The sequence below is a fragment of the Paenarthrobacter aurescens genome, from assembly GCF_041549525.1.
GTDB lineage: Bacteria > Actinomycetota > Actinomycetes > Actinomycetales > Micrococcaceae > Arthrobacter > Arthrobacter aurescens.
The window spans coordinates 1,804,041-1,830,683 of record NZ_CP157456.1 but is presented as its reverse complement, the minus strand read 5'-3'; the positions used below and the strand labels follow the sequence as shown (position 1 = coordinate 1,830,683).

The 26,643-nt window shown below is 63.1% G+C and carries 22 protein-coding genes; 6 read left to right on the top strand and 16 right to left on the bottom strand.

Annotation, left to right across the window (positions count from 1 at the left end):
* Positions 1–196: 196 nt before the first annotated feature.
* Together ABI796_RS08470 and ABI796_RS08465 are read right to left on the bottom strand one after the other, a co-directional pair.
* Complete coding sequence (locus ABI796_RS08470; protein WP_141281985.1) at positions 197–1,573, bottom strand: class I SAM-dependent RNA methyltransferase; 1,377 nt, start codon at positions 1,571–1,573, stop codon at positions 197–199.
* The gene (locus tag ABI796_RS08465) at positions 1,574–3,547 is read right to left on the bottom strand and encodes an APC family permease (RefSeq protein WP_141281983.1); all 1,974 of its coding nucleotides are present in this window, start codon (positions 3,545–3,547) and stop codon (positions 1,574–1,576) included. It lies immediately after the preceding gene.
* A gap of 113 nt (positions 3,548–3,660) precedes the next feature.
* Between ABI796_RS08465 and ABI796_RS08460 the strand changes: the two genes are divergently transcribed.
* Together ABI796_RS08460 and ABI796_RS08455 are read left to right on the top strand one after the other, a co-directional pair.
* Positions 3,661–4,332, top strand: coding sequence for a potassium channel family protein (locus ABI796_RS08460; RefSeq protein ID WP_141281981.1), 672 nt, complete (start codon positions 3,661–3,663; stop codon positions 4,330–4,332).
* Positions 4,332–5,069 (top strand): TrkA family potassium uptake protein, encoded by a 738-nt coding sequence (locus ABI796_RS08455; protein WP_141281979.1) that lies wholly within the window; start codon positions 4,332–4,334, stop codon positions 5,067–5,069. Before ABI796_RS08460 ends, ABI796_RS08455 begins: the two co-directional genes overlap by 1 nt.
* Here ABI796_RS08455 and ABI796_RS08450 read toward each other — a convergent pair.
* The 4 genes from ABI796_RS08450 to dut form a co-directional block, all read right to left on the bottom strand.
* Positions 5,036–5,818 carry a DUF3159 domain-containing protein gene (locus ABI796_RS08450; protein WP_141281977.1) on the bottom strand — a complete coding sequence of 261 codons (783 nt, stop codon included), beginning with the start codon at positions 5,816–5,818 and terminating at the stop codon, positions 5,036–5,038. The two genes, ABI796_RS08455 and ABI796_RS08450, sit on opposite strands and share 34 nt — an antisense overlap.
* Positions 5,815–6,132 carry a hypothetical protein gene (locus ABI796_RS08445; RefSeq protein ID WP_141281976.1) on the bottom strand — a complete coding sequence of 106 codons (318 nt, stop codon included), beginning with the start codon at positions 6,130–6,132 and terminating at the stop codon, positions 5,815–5,817. The genes ABI796_RS08450 and ABI796_RS08445 overlap by 4 nt, the downstream gene beginning before the upstream one ends.
* 49 nt (positions 6,133–6,181) lie before the next feature.
* Positions 6,182–6,940, bottom strand: a complete 759-nt coding sequence (locus ABI796_RS08440) for a DUF3710 domain-containing protein (RefSeq protein WP_141281974.1) — start codon at positions 6,938–6,940, stop codon at positions 6,182–6,184.
* A gap of 119 nt (positions 6,941–7,059) precedes the next feature.
* Positions 7,060–7,599, bottom strand: coding sequence for a dUTP diphosphatase (gene dut, locus ABI796_RS08435; protein ID WP_141281972.1), 540 nt, complete (start codon positions 7,597–7,599; stop codon positions 7,060–7,062).
* 146 nt (positions 7,600–7,745) lie between these two features.
* Between dut and ABI796_RS08430 the strand changes: the two genes are divergently transcribed.
* Positions 7,746–8,243, top strand: a complete 498-nt coding sequence (locus tag ABI796_RS08430; protein ID WP_141281970.1) for a DUF3093 domain-containing protein — start codon at positions 7,746–7,748, stop codon at positions 8,241–8,243.
* A gap of 45 nt (positions 8,244–8,288) precedes the next feature.
* Here the strand turns inward: ABI796_RS08430 and ABI796_RS08425 are convergent, their stop codons facing one another.
* Entirely contained in the window at positions 8,289–8,588 is a 300-nt protein-coding gene (locus tag ABI796_RS08425) for a DUF4193 domain-containing protein (protein WP_141281968.1), read from the bottom strand.
* A 298-nt stretch (positions 8,589–8,886) separates the two neighbouring features.
* Between ABI796_RS08425 and sepH the strand changes: the two genes are divergently transcribed.
* Positions 8,887–10,230 carry a septation protein SepH gene (gene sepH, locus ABI796_RS08420; protein WP_141281966.1) on the top strand — a complete coding sequence of 448 codons (1,344 nt, stop codon included), beginning with the start codon at positions 8,887–8,889 and terminating at the stop codon, positions 10,228–10,230.
* A gap of 34 nt (positions 10,231–10,264) precedes the next feature.
* Here the strand turns inward: sepH and ABI796_RS08415 are convergent, their stop codons facing one another.
* The 4 genes from ABI796_RS08415 to ABI796_RS08400 are packed head-to-tail and all read right to left on the bottom strand — an operon-like array spanning position 10,265 to position 15,706.
* Entirely contained in the window at positions 10,265–11,020 is a 756-nt protein-coding gene (locus tag ABI796_RS08415) for a thymidine kinase (protein ID WP_141281964.1), read from the bottom strand.
* Positions 11,013–12,239: an alkaline phosphatase family protein gene (locus ABI796_RS08410; RefSeq protein ID WP_141281962.1), complete on the bottom strand. Its 1,227-nt coding sequence runs from the start codon at positions 12,237–12,239 to the stop codon at positions 11,013–11,015. The genes ABI796_RS08415 and ABI796_RS08410 overlap by 8 nt, the downstream gene beginning before the upstream one ends.
* The gene (locus ABI796_RS08405) at positions 12,236–12,961 is read right to left on the bottom strand and encodes a DUF5998 family protein (protein WP_373092725.1); all 726 of its coding nucleotides are present in this window, start codon (positions 12,959–12,961) and stop codon (positions 12,236–12,238) included. Before ABI796_RS08405 ends, ABI796_RS08410 begins: the two co-directional genes overlap by 4 nt.
* A 57-nt stretch (positions 12,962–13,018) precedes the next feature.
* The gene (locus tag ABI796_RS08400; RefSeq protein WP_141281957.1) at positions 13,019–15,706 is read right to left on the bottom strand and encodes a bifunctional GNAT family N-acetyltransferase/acetate--CoA ligase family protein; all 2,688 of its coding nucleotides are present in this window, start codon (positions 15,704–15,706) and stop codon (positions 13,019–13,021) included.
* Positions 15,707–15,761: 55 nt separating this feature from the next.
* On the opposite strand from ABI796_RS08400, the gene ABI796_RS08395 reads away from it, so the two are divergent.
* Positions 15,762–18,278 (top strand): DNA topoisomerase (ATP-hydrolyzing) subunit A, encoded by a 2,517-nt coding sequence (locus tag ABI796_RS08395; RefSeq protein WP_141281955.1) that lies wholly within the window; start codon positions 15,762–15,764, stop codon positions 18,276–18,278.
* A gap of 89 nt (positions 18,279–18,367) precedes the next feature.
* Here ABI796_RS08395 and ABI796_RS08390 read toward each other — a convergent pair whose 3' ends face one another.
* Positions 18,368–18,751: a VOC family protein gene (locus ABI796_RS08390; protein WP_141281953.1), complete on the bottom strand. Its 384-nt coding sequence runs from the start codon at positions 18,749–18,751 to the stop codon at positions 18,368–18,370.
* A gap of 152 nt (positions 18,752–18,903) precedes the next feature.
* Here ABI796_RS08390 and ABI796_RS08385 point away from each other — a divergent pair, with 152 nt between their 5' ends.
* Positions 18,904–19,422 (top strand): DinB family protein, encoded by a 519-nt coding sequence (locus ABI796_RS08385; RefSeq protein WP_141281951.1) that lies wholly within the window; start codon positions 18,904–18,906, stop codon positions 19,420–19,422.
* A gap of 4 nt (positions 19,423–19,426) precedes the next feature.
* Here ABI796_RS08385 and ABI796_RS08380 read toward each other — a convergent pair whose 3' ends face one another.
* The 4 genes from ABI796_RS08380 to ABI796_RS08365 are packed head-to-tail and all read right to left on the bottom strand — an operon-like array spanning position 19,427 to position 26,602.
* Entirely contained in the window at positions 19,427–20,431 is a 1,005-nt protein-coding gene (locus ABI796_RS08380; protein WP_141281949.1) for a GNAT family N-acetyltransferase, read from the bottom strand.
* A gap of 56 nt (positions 20,432–20,487) precedes the next feature.
* On the bottom strand, positions 20,488–23,901 hold the full coding sequence (gene cydD, locus ABI796_RS08375; RefSeq protein WP_141281947.1) for a thiol reductant ABC exporter subunit CydD: 3,414 nt from the start codon (positions 23,899–23,901) through the stop codon (positions 20,488–20,490).
* Between the two features lie 7 nt (positions 23,902–23,908).
* Positions 23,909–24,991: a cytochrome d ubiquinol oxidase subunit II gene (gene cydB, locus ABI796_RS08370; protein ID WP_141282027.1), complete on the bottom strand. Its 1,083-nt coding sequence runs from the start codon at positions 24,989–24,991 to the stop codon at positions 23,909–23,911.
* 18 nt (positions 24,992–25,009) lie between these two features.
* Entirely contained in the window at positions 25,010–26,602 is a 1,593-nt protein-coding gene (locus tag ABI796_RS08365) for a cytochrome ubiquinol oxidase subunit I (RefSeq protein WP_141281945.1), read from the bottom strand.
* Positions 26,603–26,643 lie beyond the last annotated feature (41 nt).

The window sequence follows — 26,643 nt, the reverse complement described above, 5'->3', positions numbered from 1 at the left end:
CTAGCCAGTTAGGCGCACCTTACTTAGCCGGGCGGCATCTCTCTTGGTCACCCCGGTCCGCAGCGTTGATTTCTGCGGACCGGGGCTACTACTGCCATCGTAGTGGCATACTCCTGCATTGCGTCACTGATCCGGCGCCGGTCCGCAAACACCACAGTTCGGCCTACTGCACCATGGAGGGCGGGGTGGGCTGCCGCTACCCTGCCGGGACTATCAGGCCCACCGTTTCCATGTGATGGGTGTGTGGATAAAGGTCAAAGGCCCGCAACGACTCCAGTCGCCAGCCACCTTGCTGGAAGTAACCCAGATCACGCGCGAAGGATGCCGGATCACACGACACATACGCGATTGCACGGGGACCGGTGGCCATCAATTGTTTGACCACGGCCTTGCCTGCACCGGCCCGGGGCGGATCCAGGACCAGCGAGTCAAAGCTGCGGGCACGTTGGTGCAGGACCCGCTCAACCCGGCCCTGCACAATTTCCACGTGGGATTGACCATGCAGATTCTTGCGGGCGTCCCGGCTGGTCCCCGGCGCACCTTCCACGGACAGTACCGAACCGGTAACTCCCACGGCATCCGCCAAAGGTGCCGTAAACAGCCCTGCACCCGCGTAAAGATCGGCCACAGCCGCTCCGGGCTCCAAGTACCCACCCTCGGAAAGATAGCCCGTTACGGCGCCCACCAGGGTCTCCGGGGCATCCTTATGGATCTGCCAAAAACCCTCACCTGTCACGCGGTATTGGTGACCCGCCGCTGTTTCCTGAACCCAGGTCCTCCCCCGCAGTTGCAGGACCTCTCCCTTGCCGGGATCAAAGCTGGCAACGGAAACCTCATGGGGCAGCTGGGAGAGGATGCTGTGCAATCGCTTGGGACTGGTCGATTCTTCGGGAGCCAGCAGGATCAGGGGCCGGGAACCGTTGGCGGGGACGGCAACCTCCACCCGGGCAATACCGGACAGGTCCAGTTCCCACAGCATCATCGCGTTGAGACCGGCCAGTGCCAGCGGCATCTCCTTAATGGGAAGAACCGCATCTGACCGGTGCGCGTGCATGCCCAACCGGCCCTTGGGAGTTACCGCGAAGCTGGCGCGGGTACGCCAGCCGAGTCCGGCGTCGTGATTCTCTCCTACGGCCTCCACCTCTGTGGTGAGGTCCAGGCCGGCAAGCCGCTTGAGTTGTTCGGCCAGCACTTCGGCCTTCAGCGCGCGCTGGCGCTCCAAGGAGATGTGTCCAAGCTCCGCACCTCCCACCGGTGCCGATCCCCGGCTCCAGGAGCCCAGCGAATCCGCTTGTTTCCAAAAGTGCGGAACGCGGCCCGGCGAGGCTTCAAGGACCTCGACGACGTCGGCACGCCAGAAGCGCGAAGAGTCACCGGAGTCTGTCAAACGGATGCGGACTTTCTCTCCCGGGATGGCGTGCCGGACGAAGATCACACGCCCTTCATGCCTGGCAACGAAGTGCCCTCCGTGGGCGATGTTGCCGACTTCCACTACCAGTTCAGTTCCTGGCATGCCCTGATCGGTGGCGTGGTGTTCTCTTGTGTGTTGGGGGGAATTGCTGTGGGAGGTCATTTAGGTATCCTGCAGTGCCTTTGCTTCTTCGGACGATTTCAACTGCCAGGGAACGCTGGCAACCATGACTCCGGGTTCAAAGTGGAGCCTCGTCTTGATTCTGAGTGCTGTCTGGTTATGGACAAGTTGTTCCCACCATTTGCCCACCACGTATTCGGGGATGTACACCACGATCAGGTCCCGCGGTGAGTCGCGGCGCATGTTCTTGATGTAGTCCATGATGGGTGTCACGGTCTCACGGTAGGGACTGGCCAGGACCGTCAGGGGAACCGGAATCTCCAGCTTCTCCCAATCCCGGACCGTCTGCGCCGTCTCTTCGGCGCTGATGTCAACGGTGACGGCGTCCAGGCGGGAGGGCCGCGATGCCCTCGCGTAGGCCAGCGCCCGGAGCACCGGCTTACGGACGTGTGAAACCAGGAGAACCGCGTGAACCCTGGTGGGAAGAGCACGGGGCGAGGAATCCTCATCCACCGCCAACTCCCTGGCCACGTTGTCATAGTGCGCGCGAATGCTCCACATGATCAGGAAGAGCACGAACATGGCCAGCAGGGCTATCCAGGCGCCCTGCTCAAATTTGGTGATGAGGACAATGACCAGCACCAGTGCCGTCATCCCGAAGCCCAGCATGTTGATGGTTCGCGACTTGATGATGCGCCGCCGAACAGTTTTGTCCCGGGCGAGTTTCAGTTCGCGGCCCCAGTGCCGGATCATCCCCAGTTGGCTGGCCGTGAAGGAAATGAAGACGCCCACAATGTAGAGCTGGATCAGCTTGGTGACGTCTGCGTTGAATGCCAGGATCAGGACCAGCGCACCGGCAGCCAACGCAAGAACGCCATTGCTGAAGGCGAGCCTGTCGCCCCGCGTCCGGAGTTGCCTGGGCAGGTAGCCGTCCTGGGCCAGGATGGAACCCAGCACGGGAAAGCCGTTGAACGCCGTATTGGAGGCGAAGACCAGGATCACGCCAGTTGCAGCAACCACTACGTAGAAGAGGATGGAGCCGGACCCAAAAATGGTGTCGGCAATCTGGCTGATGGCGGGGGTCTGGATGTAGCCTTCCGGGAGCGGCTTGCCATCCACCAGGAACTCCCGGGCAGGGTCCAGAACAATGTGGACTTTGGTGGCGTTGGCTAGGTAGAGAATACCGGCCAGCATTGAGGCGGCAATAACGCCGAGCAGAAGCAGGGTTGTTGCCGCGTTCTTGCTCTTGGGCTTTTGGAAATTGGGCACCCCGTTGCTGATGGCTTCCACACCTGTAAGGGCGGCGGCGCCGGAGGAGAAAGCGCGCAGCAGCAGGAATGCTCCAGCCAATCCCACCAGGCCCTCATCAAATCCAGGCTCAGGGACAATGGTGAAGTTCGCCGAAGGCGCCTCCCCCAGCGTCCCGGTGGCCGCCTGGAAGATACCCACAGCCGTCATCCCGAGAATGGATGCCATGAAGATGTACGTCGGCACAGCGAAGAGCGATCCTGCTTCCTTCACTCCCCGGAGGTTGACCAGGGCAAGGATGATCACACCCACAGTGGCAATCATCGCCTGCTGGCCGTGCAACGCCGGGACGGCCGTGGTGAGGTAAGTGGCAGCCGAGGACATGGACACCGCAACGGTGAGGACATAATCCACCAGCAAGGCAGAGGCCACGGTGAGCCCGGCATATTTGCCGAGGTTGACGCTGGCAATTTCATAATCGCCACCACCGGAAGGGTAAGCGTGGACGTTTTGGCGGTATGAAGCCACTACTGTGAGCAAGACCACCATGACCGCGAGACCAACCAGCGGGGAGAACGCCACGGCACTGACGCCGGCAAGCGCAAGCGTCAGCAGGATTTCATCCGGCGCATACGCCACTGAGGACAGGGCGTCCGAGGCGAAGATCGGCAAAGCGATGCGTTTGGGCAACAAGGTGTGGGACAGGCGGTCATTCCTGACTGGCCGGCCCACCAATACCCTCTTCGCGGCATTCAGAATTGTCAGCACTCCGCAAAGCTACTCTGAATCCCCGGGGATGTCATGACGGCGGTCCCCGGCTTACCCCGCTGCACCGGTAAAGTCATACCGAGCGGGACTGACTACACACATAAGGAGACACGGTGGCTCACTTCGTGATCATGGGTTGCGGCCGTGTTGGCGCAACCCTGGCACACACTTTGGAGGATGCCGGTCACTCCGTGGCCATCATCGACCAGGACGAGCGGGCCTTCCGCCGGTTGCGCAACACCTTCACAGGACGCAAGGTCACCGGAGTCGGCTTTGACCGTGACACCCTCAAGCAGGCCGGCGTGGAAGAGGCATACGCCTTCGCTGCGGTCTCCAGCGGCGATAACTCAAACATCCTGGCCACGCGCGTTGCCCGCGAGACATTCCATGTGGCCCATGTAGTGGCCCGGATCTACGATCCCGGCCGCGCCGAAATTTACCAGCGGCTGGGTATCCCCACAGTGGCTGCCGTGCGGTGGAGTGCCGACCAGGTTCTCCGGCGGATTCTTCCCGAGCAGCACCTGGCCGGTGACTACCGCGAACCATCAGGCCGGCTGGTACTTGCCGAGGTTGATCTGCACGAAGCGTGGATAGGACACAGCTTGGACTCGATCGAGTCCGCCGCCGGAATCCGCATCGCTTTCCTCACCCGGTTCGGTGAAGGTCTGTTGCCCCAAGCCGGCACCGCATACCAGGAGGGTGATACCGTCCACGCGATAGTGAGCCTGGACAGAACGTCCGAGATCAGCCGGATTCTCGCCAAAGCACCCGCCAAGGAGTCTTAGTGAAAGTTGTCATTGTTGGCGCGGGCAGCGTCGGCTCGTCCATTGCCCGTGAGCTGCTGGCCCACAAACACGAAATTCTCCTTATTGACCTCAAGCCCGAGGTCATTGGGCGCAGCGGACTCCGGGGTGCCCGATGGCTGGTGGGCGATGCCTGCGAACTCAGCACCCTGCAGGACGCCAAACTTGAGGATGCCGACGTCGTGGTTTCTGCCACGGGCGACGACAAAGTGAATCTGGTGGTGTCCTTGCTCGCCAAGACCGAATTCGGCGTCGGCCGGACCGTGGGACGCGTAAACAACCCCAAGAACGACTGGATGTTCAATGACTCCTGGGGCGTGGACGTAGCGGTGAACACACCACAGCTGATGACGGCATTGGTGGAAGAAGCCGTGGAAATCGGCGACATCGTACGCCTGCTAACGCTGCAAACAGGTGTTGCCTCGATCGTGGAATTCACCGTTCCGCATGACTCCCATGTCATCGGCAGCACGGTAGGTGGAATTCAGTGGCCCGAGGATGCCACCCTGGTTGCCATCCTGCGTGATCAGGCACCCATAACGCCCACGCGTGATGATGTGCTCGACGGCGGCGACGAACTCTTCTTCGTCACCACCATCGCGGCCGAGGACGGCTTGCGGGCCCTGTTGTCGCCAGCCTCCGCTGACGATCACGAACGTCCCGGGGGAACGGCCGAATCAGCCGATCAGTCCGCCGAGGATGACGGCTTCGACGGCTGAAGCGACGGCTTGGTGACCAACCAGGCCACCCAGAGGCCCAGGATGTACAGCGGGGCGCCCATCAGGAGCCTGGTGGTAGCCAACGCTGTCAGGCCGGGCTCGCCCATGAAGTACAAGGGAACCTGCACCACGAGGCGCAGAGTCAGCACTGCCACCACAATCCAGGTACCCAAGGAGTAGGCCCGGAGGCGTTCAGCATTCTTGCGCCACTCCAGCCCTTCATTGCGCACGAATCCAAAGAGAAGCCCGGCCACCGGCCATTTGAGGGCAATGGACACCACCATGGCCGCGATGTAAGCGATGTTGGTAAAGAAGCCAAGGACGTAGAAGTCCTCGGCTTTGCCCGTGGTGTTTGCCAGCCAGGCAGAAATACCCACACCCACCACACCCGCCAACGCTTGTGTCAGGGGACGGCGTTGAATCAAGCGAACCACCGTGAAGACAGCGGCCGCACCCAATGCCGCAATCAGGGCAGGCGTGAGGTCACGTGTGACCGTGAAGGCTACCAGGAACACCAAGCCCGGAAGGATGCTCTCGGCTATGCCCTGCACGCCCCCGGCGGACTTGAGCATATCCACGTGACCTGCACTGTTCCGGTGCAGCCCGGCCTTTTCGGCATACCCGGCGGCGAGATCGGAGACCGTGGGGCCTTCAGCACCGGTCTTTGGAGCTTCCACCTGCGGTTCTTCGTTTTCATGGGGCGAAACGCGCCCTGTGTCCTTCGGTTCCGAACCGTTGGCTACGGTCATAGGTGCTCCTGACGGGAAAGTATTTCGTAGCGGGGATTGAACATGGCCGGTAGGCCATCAACCTGGGTGACCATGCCTTCAAGACGGAGTTCGACGCCGGCTTCAATGCCCGGAACACGCGTCCTCCCCAGCCAAATGACGCGGAGGCGATCGTAGGGCTTCCTGAGCCCGTCGGTCATCCCTGACCCGGCTCCGGCACGCACGGAATCGACCACGACGGCGGAGAAAAAGGGCTGCTCGCTGGGCGGCTGGTGGGTGACCGACTCAATGAAGCCGGTGCACACTGCCCGGCCCCTGGCAGGCAGATCCCGCACTCCCTGCCTTGTGGGGCCCTGACCAGGCACCCCGTTGCCGCCCGCCGCATCAGCCAATCTGGGTGATCTCCGGCCCTCGCTCCGGTTGCTGCATGGCCGGTTCCGCCGGCGGAACCGCACCTTGGGGAGCACCGGCCTGGCCCGGTACGGCAGCATCCTTGGGCAGCCGCAACTGAAGCAACTCGCGCGGAGGCATGGGGTTGTCGCCACGGACCACTACAACCTTGCGGAAGAGTTCTTCCAATCCCGCTGCCGCATCACGCTCCAGAGCAGCCTGTCCTCCCAGCACACCGCGGAGGAACCATCGCGGCCCATCCACTCCCATGAAGCGGGCAGCACGGAAGCCGCGGCTGCCGTCAGTTGCCTCAGCAGGCAGTTTGGCTACGAGTTCGGTGCCGAAGGCTCCGGAAACTTCTTCAGTTTCCCCACCCTGGCTCGCCACGGACTGGGTGATCTGTTCGCGGATCTCATCCCACAGACCCTCTGAACGCGGTGCCGCAAACGCTTGAAGCTGCAGGCTGGAACCATTCAGGTCCATGGTCACAGCAACCACCCGCTGGGTGGCTTCTTCAACTTCAAGCCGCAACTGGAGGCCGTCAGCAGGTGCAATCAACAGCGCACCGAGGTCCACGTAGCCATCGCGGCTCTCGATTTCGTCGATGTCCAGGGGACCCTTGCCGAGCCGGAAGTCACCGGCGATGCCGGACCCGCCCGGCTCCGACTGTGATGTCCCGGTACCGGATTCCTCGACGGTGCCGGCGGTTTCCGGCTGCTCGTCCTTGGACTTTTTGCCGCGCCCAAAAAGCATTGGGTTTTCTCCTTAGTAGTGGTCTATCCCCAAGTAAACCGCAACCACGTAAAACCTCGCTAAACCGCTCCGGTGCGTCAAGCCCCGGCATGCGGTACGCAAAGCCAGTAGTAGTCTTCTCAGGCCTGCGGTGCGTTGAAGCCGCCGGTGGACCCGAAGCCGCCGGTTCCCCGAACGGAATCGGACAGTTGGTCAACATTTACGAACTGCGCGTATTCGACGCGCTGAATCACCATCTGTGCAATTCTATCGCCGCGTTTGAGAACAATGGGGTGGTTTTGGTCGGTGTTCAAGAGCGTGACGGCAATTTCGCCGCGGTAGCCGGCGTCCACAGTCCCGGGTGCGTTGACCACCGTCAGCCCATGCTTGGCAGCAAGCCCGGAACGGGGGTGGATCAGAGCCACGAACCCGTTCGGCAGCGCAATGGAGACACCCGTGGGAACAAGCTTGCGTTCACCAGGGGCAAGATGCACATCCTCCCGCGCGCGGAGATCAGCCCCGGCATCGCCAGGGTGCGCATACGACGGGGCTTCCAAGCCGGCGTCGAGCATTTTCAATTGCACCGCCACTGTGGGGGCGCCGTACGCTGAGGTGGTTTCGCTGCTGTCCGCACTTGCGGAAGCGGTGTCTGTACTGAATACTGCGGTCTCGTTGCTCACAGTGGTCCATTCTACCGGGACCACTCCTTCACGGGACCGCGGCAGACGGGATCCATCCGGCGGACGGTGAAGCTTCCGGCGGGACTAAGCCGGCGGGACTAAGCCGGCGGGATAAAGCAGGACCAGCGCGACGATAAGCTGGACTCATGCCTACGTCTGACCAATCCTCCCCTGTTCCTGCCCGGAACACTCCTTCGGCCTCCGAGGTCCTGTATACCGAGAAGCTGTGGCCGTCGGTGTGGATCTGGATTGTGGTTGTTGGCTTGTCCGGAGCTGGTGTGCTGATGTTCGGTCCCATCAGTGCAGCCACAGGGATCATCGCCGCCTTGATCCTGCTGGCGATTATGACCATCATGCTGGTGCTCTCCACGCCTACCATCACCGTCACCCCTGAGACCGTAAGAGTTGGCCGGGCGAGCATCGACCGCAAATTCGTAGGCGCTGTGGAGGCGTTCGAAAAGTCGGAGGCCACCGCTGAACGGGGCCCGCGCCTCAATGGCCTGGCGTACATGTGCTTCCGCGGGTGGATTGATCCGGTAGTCAAGATCGAAATTACCGACCCCGCTGACCGGACCCCTTACTGGCTGGCGTCCACGCGGCGTCCGGAGGAGCTCGTAGCAGCTCTGACCGTTCCCAAGGGCTAGCGCCGAACCCAACTGTTTCAGCGGGATGGTGGCAGAGTGGCGCGCCTAGCTCTCGCACTCCGAGCAGTACTGGTGTCCGTCCCTTTCCGCGGCAATCTGGGACTTGTGCTTGACCAGGAAACAGTTGAAGCACGTGAATTCATCCGGCTGCGGTGGCATGACCTGGATGAGGAGTTCTTCACCGGAGAGGTCCGCACCCGGCAACTCAAAGCCATCGGCGAGGTCGGTCTCATCGACATCCACCGCTGAGGACTGCTTGCCCGGCTGGCGCGTTTTGAGCTCTTCAATGGAGTCCTCGCTGACATCTTCCTCAGTTTTCCGAGGCGCATCGTAATCCGTGGCCATGGTCCTTCTCCTCCTCCGTGCAGGTTGCGGGCGGTAACCGGAGACAGGACACTCCCTGCCTCCGGTTTAAGGGTCCAAACGCCGGACACTCCGGATTTGTGCCCGATCACGGCCAGATTGTCCTCTCCCCTGCCCCGAATGTCCATAGGGCCTGTTCTGAGCAAATGTTGGCTCCAAATGCTCCGGAATCCACCGCTTTTGAGCGGAATATCACGGCACGCCCTAGGGGCTAGTAGGAAAAGAACCCCGCGGGTGGCAGAGTTTCGAATGTCAGTTATGCCATGTGGTGGAGGGTGTTATGCAGGATCTACGACTGGTAGGCGTCCACGACGACGGCGGGCATCTGCTCTTGAGCGGCCCCGGTGGTGCGATGTTCCAGCTTCCGATCGACGAGGCCTTGAGGTCCGCGGCGAGCCGCACCCCTGCCCAGGTGGCCGCCCGCGCCGCCAACACAGCCATTGCCATGTCGCCCCGGGACATCCAGGCACGGATCCGAGGCGGAGCCACAGCCAGCGAAGTTGCCGAGCTGTCCGGCCTGCCCCTGGCAAACGTTCAACGCTATGAGGGCCCCGTGCTTGCAGAGCGTGAATACGTTGTCCGTCAGGCCCGCGCCATCGAAGTTGCCTCCCCTGCGCCCGGACACGAGATCTACCGCTCCGCTTTTGGAGACAACCCTGCCACCCTCGGCGAGATGGTTGATTACCGGCTCTCGGCTCACGGCATTGATTCCTCCACGGTGGATTGGGATTCATGGCGCCGTCCGGACGGCACATGGACGGTGGTGGCACGCTTTGAAACTGTCCCCGGCGCCCACGGCAGCATCGGCGAAGAACCACCAGCCATGTGGACCTTCAGTCCCCAGCGCAAGTCACTGCAGAACGCCAACCGTTGGGCGCAGCAACTCAGCGAGCTTGAGCCCATGGACGGCCCGGTCCCGGCCCGCCGTCTGACTGCGGTCTCGGACAGGCCCTTCGACTTCGAGACCGACGCCGAAACCGCGGCGCGTGCGTCCGCGAAGGAAGCGGACAGCCTTTTGGAAATGCTTCGTTCCCGGCGCGGCCAGCGACTGGGTGTGGACGAAGACGGCGACGACGCCCTGGCTGTACTGCTGAGCAACGTTCCCGCAGCTCACCCCAGGCCCGGCGAAGACCTGGATGAGCCAAGTGAAGATGCAGGCGTGGCAGTTGCCGAGCCGGCAGCCACCGGCGCTGAAGAGCCTGCGCGCAAGGACGGACGCCCTTCAATGTTGTCGCGGTTAAGCCTGGCTCCGCGACACTTTGAATCCCACGAAGACACCGAAGAGGACTCCCTGAAGCTGCACGACGGCGTCAGCACGGACACCCGCGAAATAACAGTGGTAGCCGGCCCGCTGCGGCCTGTCACTTCGCTGGCGGGTCGCAAACCTGCCGGGTTGGACGAACTTCTGGGTGGCGGCGGAACCTCTCACCCGCGGACGGAAGACGACTCCACAGCTAAGCAATCTCCCGATGACGGCCAGCAGGATGAGACGTCGTCGGAGGATCAGAAAGACCCTGAGGCGCGCAAGGACCTTGATGCCCCGGCGGAACGCCAGCCCTCACGCCCCAAGCGCTCCAGCATTCCAAGCTGGGACGAGATCGTCTTTGGAGCACGGGGAGACTAGCGGCGCTGGCATCGGCTAGCGCCACCGGGATCGGCTAGCTGCGCCGCAGAGCCCCGGCTCCGGGCCAGAGGCAGGCATCAATGTCGAACGGAAGTGTCTGGTCCGTGCCCGCCATGAGATGGGCGCCATGGGCAGTGACCCGCCTCATGTAGTGCCGGCGACACAAAGTCTCGTAGCCTACTACCTGCGCGGGTGCGGTCTCCATGGGCAGGGTGTCCTGCACGGCCTCGGCAGGCCCGGCCTCATCCCCGCTGTTTTGCGGCGCCACATCACCCACCATCACCTGGTCACCCTCCACCACCATGATGCCGTCAACGGTGCGGGCATTTTGGGTTGCGCGGCGGCCGCACCAGCACAGGGCTTCCACCTGCAGCACCTGCACTTTATCCGCGAGTTCAATGAGGCGTTGCGAGCCGGGGAACAAGCGGGTGCGGAAGTCGGCAGTGATGCCGAACGCGAAGACATCCACTTCCATCTCGTCCACAACCCGTGCCAGTTGCTCTACCTGGAGGGGCGAGTAGAACTGGGCTTCGTCACAGATGAGGTAGTCCACGCGGAGTCCGTTGGTCCGCCGCGCCACCACCTCTTCCCAGAAATCGGTTCTGTCCAGAACTTCCACGGCATCGGTTTGCAGGCCCAGCCTGCTGGAAATGGTTGAGTCGCCGGCGCGGTCGTTACAGCTGAACCGGACGCCTCCGCGTCCGCGTGCACGGTGGTTGTGGTCCATTTGGAGGGCCAGGGTGGATTTGCCGCAGTCCATGGTGCCTGAAAAGAAAACCAGCTCAGCCACGTTTGCCCTTTTTGCCTGCCGCGGAGAAACACAGCAGCGGTACTTCCCGTTCCACTTTGGTCAGTGATCCGTGCTGGCCCACTACTTCCAGTGATGCCGGGCGAACCCTTCGGGTGTCATAAAGCGCCAGGGTGTCCCGGGCGGCGATCATGAGGTCCCCAATACGGGGAGCCACCTCAGGCCGTACTGCACCAAACAATCCTGCACCAAAGGCCTGCTCCCGGGTGAAGGCCCAGATCCGTTCACCAAAGCGTGTACGCCAGGCTGCCATCAGGGATTCCAGGTGTGCCGGGGTGGCATCGGGTTCAAGATAGAGATGGACCATGCGGGGCTCCCCTGCGGTGTGCCGGACTCCGGCCAAAAGGGACTCATCAGCGGAGTAGTCGATCCTCTGGGATTCGGGGACGTCCAACATGCCGTGGTCACCGGTCACCAGGATGGTGGTCCCGGCGGGCAGTGTGGCGGAGAGCCTCTTGACAGTTGAGTCGAGTTCTTCGAGCTGGTGCTCCCAACGGTCCGACTGGCAGCCGTAGCGGTGGCCGGCTTTGTCCAGCTCGTTGGCGTAAAAGTACATGAGGGAGCGTCCGCCGCCGGACATGGCCTCAGCGGCTGCGGCGGTTCGGGCATGCAAAGTGGTCCCGCCCACAAAGCGGCTTCCCCGCAGTGCTGCCTGTGTCATCGGGGAGTTCCCGAACTGGGGCAGGCTGACAGTCACCACATCCAACTCTCCGGCCAGACGCTCAAAGACTGTGGGGTGAGGTTGCCACTGTGCAGGGTCTACGTGCGGGTCCCAGTTACCCAGGAGGTTCACTACTTTGTCCTGGGCAGGATCGAGGACGTCGTAACCCACCATTCCATGCTGCCCGGCCGGCAGACCGGTGCCGAGGCTCGCCAAGGATGCTGCCGTGGTGCTGGGGAAGGCGGAATCGATCCAGGTGGGAACCTTGCGTTGTCCCCCGGCCATGACCGATCGGAGGAACGGCGTGTGGGAGGATTTCTGCTTCAGGAGGCTGCGTCCGAGTCCATCGGCAAGGACCACGCAGACGCGTTGCGTGGATGGCAACTGGAGGGGGTTGGCGAAGCCGGGCATGCCCAGGGATGCGGCAGAGCTGGTAAGGACTTCCGCTATGGACTTGCTTCCAAAAAGCGGAGGCGATGGGAGGTCGGCGGGATTGCTTCCCAGGGAGACGTTTACCGGGTTCTGTGCGGCATCCCTCAACGCTGGTGTCCGCGGCTGAGGCGGTTGCTGAAGACACCTGAACGCGGCCTCGGCGCCGGAATACTGGCGTGCAGGGCAGGTGAGGGGTTTCCCGTATTGACCGCGCGCAGGGCCCGGGCAAAGATCTTGGCATCCTGAACCGCTTGCAGCCCGTCTGCCTCGGCGCTGATCCGCAGCACGATGTCTTCCTGTGCGATGGTTCCGCTGTAGCCGTGATCGGCTTCGCACTGGGGATCTCCGCAGCTGGCCGGCCCCATGTCCAGGCGCTGACCGCCGGACCAGGCAATGGACACCGTCATCTCACGGACAGGATCGGAGGGCTTGTAGTTCTGCGGCTGGGCGTACATGTAGCTCAGGACTACTGAACGGATCTGGGCCACCGGTACGGACTCCGTGGAGACTTGGGCAACAATCTGTTCCCCCGCCTCATCCAACTGCTGGTCATCCACATGGGTGATCACCAGCATGTCTTCGGTGAGCACCAGCACCGTGATATGCCTGCGGACCTCAGCGCGATCAAAATGGGTCTCCAAATGGACCAAATGGGACAGGCACTCCCTGCCGTCCAGGGCGTCGTCAACGACGTCGGCCACCAACCGCGGATAGAAAGCTGCCTGCTGCAGCGCCTGGTCCAGGCTCTGTCCCTGCGAGCTGTGATGATGGGCGGTGTGGGGCCCGGCATTGGACGGGCGGGATTGAGGCGTCGGAGACTGGGTGCTCATTCCCCCATTTTCACAGATCACTTGGTGACTACCTAACCGTGCGGCACGCTGCTGTGGCTAACCCCGCATCGCGCGCCGGGCGCTGTCCGTGCGTTGCGCTGCATTGCCGATCCACACATCCGCCCCAAGGATGGTGGCTCCCGAGGGACCCGCCAGGACGGGGTTGAACTCCACCAGCGCGATCCCGGGGTGATCGTCTTTGAGCTTGGCAAGCCGGGCCGCAATGTCCTCAAGGGCCTGGACATCAACAGCGGGCAGGCCTTGGTAGCCGAAGAGTTTCCGGGACGCCCGGGGCGAACGGATCACGTCGTGGAGATCTGCAGCCGATAGCGGCGGCACCCTATGCGCCCAGTCATCCAGCAGGTTCACAGCATCGCCGGCCAGCCCAAAAGACACTACCGGCCCCAGCAGCGGGTCCTCCATGGCACGGAAGGTGCAAGCCTGGCCCACCGGCGCCATCGCCTGTACTTCCAGTGATGGAGATCCGTACGGCTCCAGGGCGCGGCGCATTTGGGCAACATTCTGCCGCAAGGACTCGGCGTCCTGAATATCCAGGCGCACTCCCCCAAGGTCCAGCCGGTGCCGCAGTGCAGGATCGGTGGTTTTGAGGACCACGGGCCAGCCAACGGTCTCCGCTGCCTGCACGGCCTCATCTGCAGTGCCGAATCCCAGCGTGGGCACAGCATCGATTCCGTAGCCGGACAACAGTGCCGCGGCAGCACCGGCGTCGAGCTTTCTGATCTTTTCGCCCGTTACCCCGGCCAGCATGGCACTTAGCCGGTCCCTGGTGCCGTCCACGTCGCAACCCTCGGGCTCCACAAAGAGCCCTTGGTCCCGGTCCCGCCATTGCGCGTAACGGACAATCGCGCCAAGAGCCGCCACGGCAGCCCCGGCATTGGAGTAACAAGGCAGGACGGGTTTTCCCTCTGCTCCCACCATGCCCTCAACGTGCACGGAGGGATCCAGTATTCCGGTGAACGCCGCCACAACGGGCTTGCCGGCCTCGGCCGCGCACTCGGCCAGGACACCTGCCAGTGATTCCACGGTCAGCCCGCGCGCCGGGAGAAGGGCTGCAACCACGGCATGGACGGAATCGTCCGCGAGGCTTTCCCGGAGGCTTGCCTTCAGTGCCGGGAGTGCCAGTGACATTCCGGCGTCCAGGTCAAGGTCCGTTACCAGCCTGTTCACATCCAGCCCGAAGGGGCCTGCAGAATCGGCCACCACTTTGGCCAGTGCCACCGAATTGGAGTAAACGGCAACACCGGGCCCTTTGGGCAGCGCCTGTGAAGACGCTATTTGGGCGATGTCCATGAGTTGTTCGATGGTCTCAACACGGATCACACCAGCCTGGCGCATCATGGCATCCACTGCTGCCGACGGCGCCTGGGTGGTGCGGACCTCGTGGCCCGGCGGCAAGCTCAGGCCTGTGACATCCGACTTGGCAACAATGACGGGTTTGCTGCGGGACAATCTGCGTGCCAGTCGGGAGAATTTGCGTGGGTTGCCAATGGACTCCAGGTAGAGGCCCACGGCGGAAGTATCGGCGTCGTCCTCCCAATACTGCATGGCATCGTTACCGGAAACATCCGCGCGGTTTCCCGCAGACAAGAACGAAGACAGGCCGAGGCGTCGGCGGCTGGCGGCGGCATAAACGGCCACCCCCACTGCGGCGGACTGGCTGAACAGACCCAGGCTGCCCCTGGGCGGCATGGTGGGAGCCATGGAGGCGTTAAGGGACACCTCCGGATGTGTATTGAGGATTCCCAGCGACTCGGGGCCAATGACGCGCATCCCGTTGGCCCTGGCGCCCCGGACCAGTTCATGCTGGCGGACCAGTCCCCGCTCGCCGTCGTCGGCGAATCCGGCCGTGGCCACCACAATCCCCTTGACGCCTACAGCAGCGCAGTCATCCACCACCTTGGGCACTTCTTCATACGGAACAGCGATGATGGCCAACTGAACCGGCCCCGGGATCTCGGACAACTTCCCGAAGGAGACCATTCCGGCCAGTTCGAACGCCTCGGGATTGACGGCATAGACCGGTCCCTTGAAGCCACCTTCAATGATGTGCTCCAGCAGCTGGTAACCCACGGTCCCCCATTTGCGGCTGGCGCCGATGACGGCCACCGACGACGGCCACAGGAGGTCGCGCACGCTGCGCGCCTCCGCGCGGTGCTCACGTGACTCCATGACGGCCCGGGATTTCTCCGTGGGATCGATGTTGAATTCCACGCTCACCACACCGTCATCAAACTGGCGTTTGAGGTCATAGCCGGCGTCGGCAAAGACCATCAGCATCTTCCGGTTGTCCGGGAGGACCTCGGCCGTAAAGCGGCGGATGCCGTTTTCCCTGGCTGCAACGGCCAGATGCTCCAGGAGGATGGAGCCGATCCCGCGGCCCTGGTGGGCATCGGAGATGTTGAAGGCCACCTCTGCTTCGGTGGGATCGTCAAGACGGTCGTAACGGCCGATCCCCATGATTTCGCCGCCAATGGTGATCACAAAGGCCACGCGGTTGATGTGGTCCACTTCGGTGAAGCGCCGAACCTCCTTGCCGGAGAGCTTGGGCTTGAAGGAGAAGAACCGCATGTAGATCGAAGCCTGGGACTGGCCGGCATGGAATGCCTGCAACGCGTCCGCATCCTGGGGCCGTATTGGACGGAGGTGGGCGGTCCCGCCGTCGCGCAGCACGACATCAGCCTCCCAATATTCCGGATAAATGCCGACGCCGGGCTGATCCACCATAGGCTTAGCCTAGCTAAAACATCCGCAGTACAACTTTCAAGGATTTACCGACCCCATGGCCCGCAGCCAAAAATCATCACGCACAGCCGAGCCGCTCGGCGATTTCACCGAGAACATCGTGGACATTGACGTCACGTCCGAGATGGAAGGCTCCTTTCTGGAGTACGCCTACTCGGTGATCTATTCCCGTGCGCTCCCGGACGCCCGCGACGGTCTGAAGCCCGTCCAACGGCGCATCCTGTACATGATGTCTGACATGGGCCTGCGCCCGGACCGCGGCCACGTCAAGAGCGCCCGCGTGGTGGGTGAAGTCATGGGCAAGCTCCACCCGCATGGCGACACCGCGATCTACGACGCCATGGTGCGCATGGCCCAGGACTTTTCCCTCCGCCTGCCGCTGATTGATGGGCACGGCAATTTCGGTTCGCTCGACGACGGGCCGGCAGCACCGCGTTACACAGAGGCACGGTTGGCGGCCGCTGCGCTGACCATGACGGACCATCTGGACGAAGATGTTGTGGACTTTGTGCCCAACTATGACAACCAGCTGACGCAGCCCGATGTCCTCCCCGCAGCATTCCCCAATCTGCTGGTCAACGGCACTACCGGGATCGCTGTGGGCATGGCCACCAACATGCCTCCGCACAACCTGGTTGAAGTCATTGCTGCCGCACGCCACCTGATCGCCAACCCCGGTGCAACGCTGGACGAGATCATGAGGTTCATCCCAGGGCCCGACCTCCCCACCGGGGGCAGGATTGTGGGCTTGGACGGAATCCGTGATGCTTACGCCACGGGCCGTGGATCCTTCAAGACCCGGGCGAAGGTTGAGGTGGAACAGCTCTCCGCCCGGCGTACCGGCCTGGTGGTCACCGAACTGCCTTATATGGTGGGTCCGGAAAAGGTGATCGAGAAGATCAAGGATGCCGTCAACGCCAAGAAGCTGACAGGCATCAGCGACGTCGTTGACCTCACGGACCGTAATCACGGCCTGCGCCTGGTCATCGAGCTGAAAAACGGTTTCAATCCCAACGCCGTGCTCCAGCAGCTCTACCGCTACTCGCCCATGGAAGATTCCTTCGGCATCAACAACGTCACCCTGGTGGACGGCCAGCCACAAACGCTCGGCCTGCTCCAGCTGCTGCAGGTCTACGTGGAGCACCGCCTGAACGTGGTGCGCCGCCGCACGTCCTTCCGCCTTGGCAAGAAGAAGGACCGCCTCCACCTGGTGGAAGGCCTTCTGATCGCGATCGTGGACATCGACGAAGTCATCCAGATCATTCGTTCCTCCGACGAAGCCTCGGCAGCGCGTGAACGTCTCATGTCCATCTACGACCTCACCGAAATCCAGGCAAACTACATCCTGGAACTGCGCCTGCGGCAGTTGACCAAGTACTCCCGCCTTGAACTTGAAAAGGAACAGGACGAACTGCGGCGCGAAATCGAAGCGCTGGAGGCAATTCTTGCCTCTGATGTGTTGCTGCGCGATCTTGTTTCCGGCGAGTTGGCTGTCGTCGCCGAAAAATACGGCACTCCCCGGCGCACAGTGCTCCTGGAATCGGAAGCAGTCTCCCCCACCGTTGCGGCAGCGTTGGCAGCCTCCGTTCCCGGGCCCAAGGGCAAAGCTGCGGCGCTTCCCTTGGAAATTCCGGACGATCCCTGCTGGGCGTTGCTCAGTGTCTCGGGCCAGATTGCCAGGACTTCCAACCAGGAACCTCTGGCCGAGTCGGGCCCCCGGACCAAGCATGATGTCTTCCGGTCCGTGGTGAAGACCACTGCCCGGGGAGAAATCGGTGCGGTCACATCCCAAGGGCGCATGCTGCGCCTCCAAGTCATGGACATGCCGGTTCTGCCGCCGGTTTCCGGTCTGCCCAATTTAGCCGGTGGTGTCCCGGCCAAGGACTTCATCACCTTGCTCAAGGGCGAGACCTTGGTGGCGTTCGTGCCCTTGGACGCCGTCCTGGCAATCGGCACAGTTCAGGGCGTCGTGAAGCGTGTGCAGCCGGATTATCCGCTCAACCGGGAAGACTGGGAGATCATCGCGCTCAAGGACAAGGACTCGGTCCTTGCGGTGGAACCGGCACAGGAGGACAACGTAGACCTGGTGTTCGTGACGCGCCAGGCACAATTGCTTCGCTTCAGTGCCTCAAACGTTCGCCCCCAAGGCCGGACAGCCGGTGGCATGGCGGGAATCAAGCTGGGCGCCGGCGACGAAGTGATCCACTTCGGTACTGTTCGCGCGGACGATCCCGCCGCCGTCGTGGTGACCATCGCCGGCACCAACGGCGCGCTGCCCGGGACGGCACCGGGGACTGCAAAGGTAACCGCTTTTGAGGAGTACCCCGCGAAGGGCCGGGCCACCGGCGGCGTGCGGGTTCACCGATTCCTCAAGGGCGAGGATACCCTGCTCCTGGCGTGGGCCGGGCACGGTCCTGCGAAGGCGTCCTCAGCGGCCGGCGTAGCACGTGCACTCCCGCACGAACACGGCCGCAGGGATGGTTCCGGTGTTCCGCTGTCCCAGCCCGTGGAAGCGATCGGCCCGAGCATGGCCTGGGCTGAAGCGGCAGAATAGTCGCACAGTGGTTCGGCTGGCATGGCAAAGGCCGGGGGCTGCAGACCTCCGGCCTTTGTGCTGCCGTGGCCATCAGGCCAAAGCGCGGGTTAGCCGGTTTGGTTGATGCTGAGGATGTTTCCTTCGCTGTCCAGGAACCATGCCGCAGCACTTCCGTCAGGCATCGTGGCAATGCCGTCTTCTGTCTTCAGGCCGGGGAGATCGTAATCTTCGAACTGAACTCCCTTGCCGCGCAGTTCCTGAACCGTGGACCTTAGATCGCTGACGTTCCAGCCCATCTGAGTGTTCTTGGCAGTCCCTGCATTGGACGTCTGATAGATAAAGAATCCGGTTGAATCGCCGCACCTGTACTGAAGGTTGTCGTCGTCGTCCGGATTTTCAGGTTCCAGTCCGAGTTTTTCGCTGTAGTACGCGCGTGCCCGGGCTATGTCCTGTGCCGGTAGGACGGCACCAACCTGCTGATCCTTGAGCATTGTTTTCTCTTTCCGGCTCTCCCCCCGGAACGAACTTTACTCTGGGGACAGCCCGTAAGTAATCCGAAAACCACACCGTATTTTCCTGCCCGTGCAACAACATATTCACTGCCATGCACCGGGGTTGGCGCTGATCAGCTTAGACTGGCCGCATGCCGATCATCCCTGATGAAAAAGACTGGACCTGGGTGCTCTCCAAGCCCTGCCCCGAGTGCGGTTTCGACCCCGCCACGGTGACACCTTCCACGGTGCCGGGCACCGTCCTGAACATGCTCCCGCGGTGGCGGGCGGTACTGCGGCGGGAGGACGTGGCCACACGTCCCAATGACCACACCTGGTCCAACCTCGAGTATGCGTGCCATGTCCGCGATGTCTTCAGCCTGTTCGACCAGCGGCTGAACCTGATGCTCACGGAGGACGACGCCCGATTCGCCAACTGGGACCAGGACCAGGCGGCGATCGACGGCGAGTATGGTTCCGCTGATCCGCGGACTGTGGCCGATGAACTCGAGGCCGAGGGCAAGGAAATTGCCGAGTCCTTCGCACGGGTCACCGAGGATGACTGGCAGCGCACCGGAACGCGAAGCAACGGATCCTCATTTACCGTGCTGACGTTCTCCCAGTACTTCCTCCACGATGTTGTTCACCATCTTCATGATGTGGACGGCTAGGGAACTAGAGCATTTTCTCCCACGTCATACTGCGGTTCACGGGTTCATAACCCATGCCGAGGTAGAGTTCCAGCGCGCCGGTGGGGTTGGCTGAGTCCACGTCCAGTGAGGCCACCTCCATCCCGGCGGAGGCGTAGCGGTTCATGGCGTCGGAGAGCAGGGCCTGGGCTATGCCCCTGCCACGATAAGCGCGCCGCACACCAAGGAGTTCGGTGTATCCCTCCTTGTAACCGCGGTCCCTGGCGGAGTCGGGATCGAAGCTGGTCAGCTGGTACCCGGCCACCTCCCCCGTGGCGGAATCGATCACCACGGCGCTGAGATCGTGCCGGGCAGTGGGTTCCTCAATGGTGAAGCGCCAGGATTCCTCATCCCGTGGCTCGCTTCCCCAATGATCCCTGAACGCATCATTGTGGGCTTGGCGCACGGGTTCAAAAAATATTTGATCCAGCGTCCTGAGCTCAAGGCCCTCCCCCAGGGGCACGTGCGGCAGATCCGTGGAAAGTGACCGGTGCATTTCGTTGAACCAGCGCACAGCACCATAACCGTGGCCCATCAGCAATGTTGCCTGGTGTTCGTGCTGCTCCTCGGTCTGGATCCGGAGGCGGGGCGGCGCGGTGGTGTGGCCGGCTGCTTGATCGGCCTGGAAGCGGGTGCGCACCTGCCCCTCCTGCCACAGCAGCACTGCCGAGCCGATCCCACGTTGCTGCCAGGCCGGGTCAACACATGCCGTACCAGTGGCTTTGTCACCGTCCGGGTTCTTGGCGATGCGTCCATAGGCGCGGGCCACGCCATCGGAATCCAAGCCCAACAGGGTGCTGGTTTCCGCCGGGTTCTTGACGGACTCCAGGATGTGGACGAGGTCGCCGCGCTTCTCGTACCAAACGGGATGTTCGGCCGCAGCCGTCCGGGCAATGAGGCCCGCCCAATTCTCCAGGTCCTCCATGGTGGCTGGCCGCCAGCTCAGGCCGGTGGCAGTGGCATCAGGCAGGTTCGCGGGTTCGAATGGCATGCCAACAGGCTACTGAGGAGTAGGCCTGCCCACCAGTTCCGCCGCGCCCATCCGATTCACCTGGCAAGTTGCGCTGGGGCAACCTGCGCGGAAGTGAACTCCAACCGCGCATCGGAGGGATCAATGTCCTCCGGGTTGTGGGTCACCAGGACAACGGTGACATCCCGGAGTCCCGTGCGCAGGATGTCCATCATTTCCCGGGCCGCGCCGGCGTCCAGATGCGCTGTGGGTTCGTCCAGGAGCAGCACGGACGCTCCGGTCAGGAGTGTCCTGGCCATGGCCAGACGCTGGCGTTCACCGCCACTAAGGAAGGAACCGCCGGGTCCGATTCTGGCGTCCAGGCCATCGGGCAACGCTTCCACCACCGCATCAAGCCCGACGTCGGCCAAGGCCTTGCGCATCTCTGCTTCGCTGGGCTTCGACTCAGCAGGGCGGCTCAGCAGGAGGTTGCCGCGGACCGTGGAATCGAACAGGTGCGCCTCCTGGGGGCACCATGCGGCAGAGCCGGAGAGTTTCACGCTTCCGTGGTCCAACGGCAGGAACCCCAGCAACACGGACAGAAGCGTGGACTTCCCGGCACCGGAGGGACCGGTTACGGCAAGCCAGCGGCCTGGCGCGGCAACGGCATTCACACCGGAAAAGACCGTTGGGCCACCGGGCCAGGATGCCGCTGCGTCCTTCAACTCCAGTCCCGCCTGACCGGGACGTTCCGGCCATTGCCGGGTGCCGCCGTCGTGATCCGTCAAACCGTCAGTGTCCAGCGCCCCGGACGCTGCCACCCGTCCCAGCACGGCTGCGAGCGCCGGGGCTTGGCGGACGCCGGACACCATGCCACCGAAGGCTTCCACCAAGGCCAGGTGCATGAGGACAATGACGGCCGCCAGTTCCGGTGCAACAGTGCCGTTGAGCACGGCGGGGGCGCTGAGGGCGCCCGCCCACAACGCGGCCGCCGAGCAAGCGAGGACAATCACGGCCTGGCCGAGTCCTTCGGCCCATGCCGAGCGCTGCGCTGAGAGGGTGGCGCTGCGGTCCTTGGCGCGGAGGGCATCAAGGACCGGTTTTCCAACACCGTTGGCGCTCAGTTCTTCGCGGGCATCGAGGGCAGCGGCAACTGCCCGCAAGACCACTGAGCGCATCTGTTGTTCGGCGAGGGCCGCGTTTCTGTCAGCCAGGATGGCCAACGTGGGTGCAATGAGCAGCCCCGCAACGGTGGCCGCCACTACGGCCGGCAGTGCCTGGGGCAGGACGATGGATGTGGCCAGGATTGCTGCAGCACCGACTCCCAGGGCAGTCACAGGCGGAAGGACAACGCGGGGCAGGAGATCGCGGAGAGTGTCTACATCATCCACGATGGAGCCCAACACGTTGCCGCCGTTCAGGAGGCGCCGGAGGGACAGTGCCCTGCGGCTTAGGGAGGCCCAGAGCGCACCGCGGAGGCGGGTCATGGCAGCGAAGACGGCATCGTGGGTCAGGAGCCGCTCGCAGTAGCGCAGCACCGCCCGTCCGATGCCGAAGAATCTCACTCCGACGATCGCTCCGAGCAGGTAAAGAATGGGGGGCTGTTCGCTGGCCCGGATGATGAGCCATCCGGACAGGCCTGACAACGCAACGGCAAAGAGGGCGGCCAGGACGGCTACTGCGCCGGCCGCGGCGAACTTCCAGCGGACGGGTTTCAAGGCCAGCAGGAGCCTGTACATGCTTGCGGTGATGGGAGCCGATGAAGATGCGCCCGGTGCTGTGGCGCCTTTCGTCTTAGCCGCAGGGGCCGCTGTTGACGCCGTGCCCGTGGTGGGAGTGCCCGCGATGGGAGTGCCCGCGATGGGAGTGCCCGCTCCGGCCGCGACGGGGGCCGAGTGGGCGTGGTTTCCCACGGGCACTACATGGTCGGCCAGGGCACGGGTGGCGGCGTCGTGGGCCACCAGAATCACAGTGACGTTGCCACGAAGGGACTCCATGGCCCGCCGAACCACGCTTGCCGAATACTGGTCCAAGTGGGCGGTGGGTTCATCGAGCAGCAGGACGGTGGCGCCGGCTCGAACACGGGCCAGCCCCCGGGCAAGTGCAACTCTCCGTAGTTCCCCGGGGCTCAGTTCTGCGGGATTTCCGGCGGCCAGGTGTTCTGCGGATGCCTTTCTCAGGATGGAAGTGACAGCCTCGGCCATGTTCCCTTGGTATCCGTGCAGATACAGTTCGATCTCTTGCTGCACAGTGTCGCTGGCCATGACCGGGTGTTGGGGAACCCATGCGACTGTTCCCGGCGCTGCGCCGGCGATGGTCCCTGAGACAGTGGCTGCCGGTCCTTGCCCTATCAGTCCGGCGAGGACTCTGAGCACCGTGCTTTTCCCTGCGCCGCTGGGGCCGTCCAGGGCGGTGACGCGCCCGGGCGCGGCGGTGAAGCCAAGGGGCCCGACGGCGGGTGCGGACCTTTGCTGGTAAGTCACCGTCAGCCCGCTCACCACCACGGCAGGCGGTGCCGATGTTCCGGATGCATGGTCCTCTCCGGATGCAGCGGCCTCTTGCAATCGCCGGTGTGCGGGTGTATCCAATACCGCGTTGGTGGTTTCGAGGGCGGCCCTGCCGTCGTCACTGGCATGGTGGGCGGTACCGAGTTCCCGGAGCGGAAGGTAGCAATCCGGGGCCAGAATCAGTGCCAGGAGTCCGGCTTCAAGGGCCATGTCGCCATGCACCAACCGGACACCGATGAACACTGCCACCACGGCCACTGAGATGGTTGCGATCAGTTCCAGGGCAAGCGCGGAGAGGAACGCTGTGCGCAAGGTTCCCATGGTGCGGCTGCGGTATTGCTCGGAAATCTCTTCCAGCGCTGCGCGTTGTTCGGTGGCACGGCCAAGGCCCACCAGGACGGGAAGCCCCTTTGCGAGCTCAAGGATGTGGCCGGAGAGTTTCCGGAGCGTGCCCTGGGCCTCCCGGACGGTGTCTTCGGTGTGCCTGCCGATCAAAACCATGAACAGCGGTACCAAGGGAACGGTCAGGACGATCACCACGGCACTTACCCAGTCGGCAAAGAGGATCCGCGCTCCGATCAGCAATGGGACCGTTGCGCAGTTCACGATCGCCGGAAGGTACTGGGTGTAGTAGTCGTCCAGCGCGTCCAGGCCCCTTGTGGCGAGGATCGCCAGACCGCCGTCGTTCATGCCCGTAACCGGCGCCGAACCGGCGTCGGACAGCGAGCGCCGCAGCAACCGCGCCCGCAGTTCTTCCTTGACACCAAGGGCCGCCCGCCTTGAAGCAATTCCCTGGCCCCACACCGTCAGTGACCTCAGGACCGCTCCGGCTGCACCCCAAAGCAGGCTGCTGTTCCAGTCCCCTGATCCGGAGGCGAGCCCTGCCAGCATCGCCGCTACAGCTTGCGCCATGAGCACCAAGGACAGCGCCTTGAGGGCGGACATGAGGCCGATTGCGTAGAGTGCTGATCGGGTTGCCGGGCCGGAAGGGAACACGGGTTTCATGGGGCGACTAGTCTCCGGGTGGGGTTGAGGTGGCCGGGGTGTTGTCCTTGGGATTCATCACCTTGCCGGCAATGGCGGGCAGGAATCCGTGGGCTTCGGGGATGTGGGCTGCGCTGACCCGCCGCCGGAATACCCAGTATGTCCATGACTGGTAAGCGATCACCAGTGGCAGTCCAACGGCGGCCACGATGCTCATGAGCCCCAGCGTGTAGTCCGAGGAGGAGGCATTGGAAATGGTCAGGTTGAAGGCAGGGTCAAGCGTGGACGGGATGACCACGGGGAACGCTGCTCCAAAGATGGAGGCTGTGGCGCAAAGAATGAAGGCGCCGAGGGCACTGAAAGCGCGCCCTTCGGATCCCGCCCGGGCAAGCCGCCAGGCCAGGACGACGGCGATCACGGCAGCCGCTACCAACGCCCAGGTCCAGGGCTTGCCGCTCAGGAACTGGACGGAGACCATCCAGCCGAACATCGGCAACACCGCGAACGGCACCAGCCGGACAAACCAACGGCGGGCCCGGTACCGGACGTCGCCGTCGGTTTTGAGGGCCAGGAATGCCAGGGCGTGGACCAGCGCGAACGCCACCACCCCGAAACCGCCCAGGAGTGCGTAACCGCTGAACCATGCCATGGGACCGCCCACGCGGTCTCCGTTCCCGTTCAAGGGCAGGCCAGTAGTGGTCAGGGCCAGTGCTGCGCCGATGCCGAAGGCGGCCACGAAGGACCCGACGGCGATCGCCCAGTCCCAGCGGTTGCGCCAACGTTCGGAATCCACCTTGCCGCGGTATTCGAAGGCGACAGCCCGGAAGATCAGAGCAGCCAGGACCGCTAGAAGCGGCAGGTAGAGGGTGGAGAACAGCGAGGCGTACCAGAGGGGAAAGGCAGCGAAGGTGGCACCGGCTGCGGTGAGAAGCCACACTTCATTGCCGTCCCATACCGGGCCGATGGTGTTCAGCAGCACACGGCGGTCCGTGTTGTTGCGGGCGAACATCTTCATGAGCATGCCCACACCTAGGTCAAAACCCTCAAGGAAGAGATACCCGGTCCACAACACTGCGATGGCTACGAACCAGATGGTTGGCAACAGTTCCATTGTCATTACCCCTTGGCTTTAGTAGGCGAATGCCAGGACGTCGTTTCCGGACTTGGCCGGGCCGTCATCGTTCTTGTCGTGGTGGTCTTTGGAATCCGTGGGGTGCCCCAATTCGGGCATCGCCGAGGCTACGCCTCCACGGATGTACTTGACCAGGAGCTTCACTTCCACCACCAACAGCACCGCATAGATGGCGGTAAGAACCACCAGGGACGTCATGAGCTCGCCCGCGCTGACACCCGGCGAGACCGCCGCGGCGGTAAACATGAACACCTGGTCTATGCCGTTCATGTCCGGGTTGGGGGCCACCACGAACGGCTGTCTGCCCATCTCGGTGAAGATCCAGCCGGCCGCGTTGGCGCCGAACGGCGCGAGGATCCCGAAGACGGCCAGGCGCATGAGCCACTTGGACCCAGGGACGACGCCTTTACGGGTCACCCAGAGTGCCAGCAGGGCTGCGAAGGCGGCGATGCCGCCGAAACCGATCATCATGCGGAAGCCCCAGTAGGTAACTTCCATGACCGGAACGTATTGGATTTCCTGCCCGGCGCGCTCACCGTACAGCGGGTTGTCCGGGAGGTGGGTGCCGTACTTTTCCTTGTATTCACCCAGCAGGCTGTTCACGCCCTTGACCTCGGTGGTGAAGTCACCCTTGGCCAGGAAGGACAGGATACCGGGCACTTCGATCACCGCCACGATGTCCTCGCAGTTGGTGGCGCCGAGGTTACCCACGCTCAGGACTGAGAAGCCCGTACCGTCGTGGCAGGCAGCTTCCGCGGCAGCCATCTTCATGGGCTGCTGCTCGAACATGAGCTTGCCCTGCAAGTCACCGGTGATGGCGGTTCCGGCGAAGGAAATCATGGCCACCACCGCACCGATCCGCAGGGAGGTCATCCAGACGGTGTAATCGGTTTTGTCGCGGCCCGGGATGGCAGCCTCACCGGGGACCAGCTTGCCGTCCTTGCCCACAACGTCAATGCCGTCGTGGCGTCGGCGCCACAGGTGGTACCAGGCAATGCCCAGAAGGAACGCCCCCGCCACAGCGAGTGCACCAAACAGGGTGTGGGGCACTGCAACCAGCGCGGTGTTGTTGGTAAATACTGCCCAGGCATCGGTCATCACGGGCCGGCCGTCAATCATCTCCACGCCCACAGGGTGCTGCATCCAGGAGTTGGCCACAATGATGAAGTAGGCGGAGAAGACCGAGCCAATCACGGCGATCCACAAGCACGCCAAGTGAACGCCGCGCTTGAGCTGCTTCCATCCAAAGATCCACAATCCCAGGAAGGTGGACTCCACGAAGAAGGCCAACAAAGCTTCAAGAGCCAGCGGCGCGCCGAAGACATCTCCTACAAAGCGGCTGTACTCGCTCCATGCCATGCCGAACTGGAATTCCTGGACGATGCCTGTAGCTACGCCCATGATGAAGTTGATGAGGAAGAGCTTTCCCCAGAACTTGGTCATCCGCAGGTATTCGGGCTTGCCGGTGCGGTACCAAATGGTCTGGATGATGGCCACCACCAGGCCGAGGCCGATAGTGAGCGGAACCATCATGAAGTGGTAAACGGTGGTGATACCGAATTGCCAGCGTGCGATTTCCAAGGCGTCCATGGCTGTCCTTTGTGCGGTGGACCGAAGTACGATGACCTTAC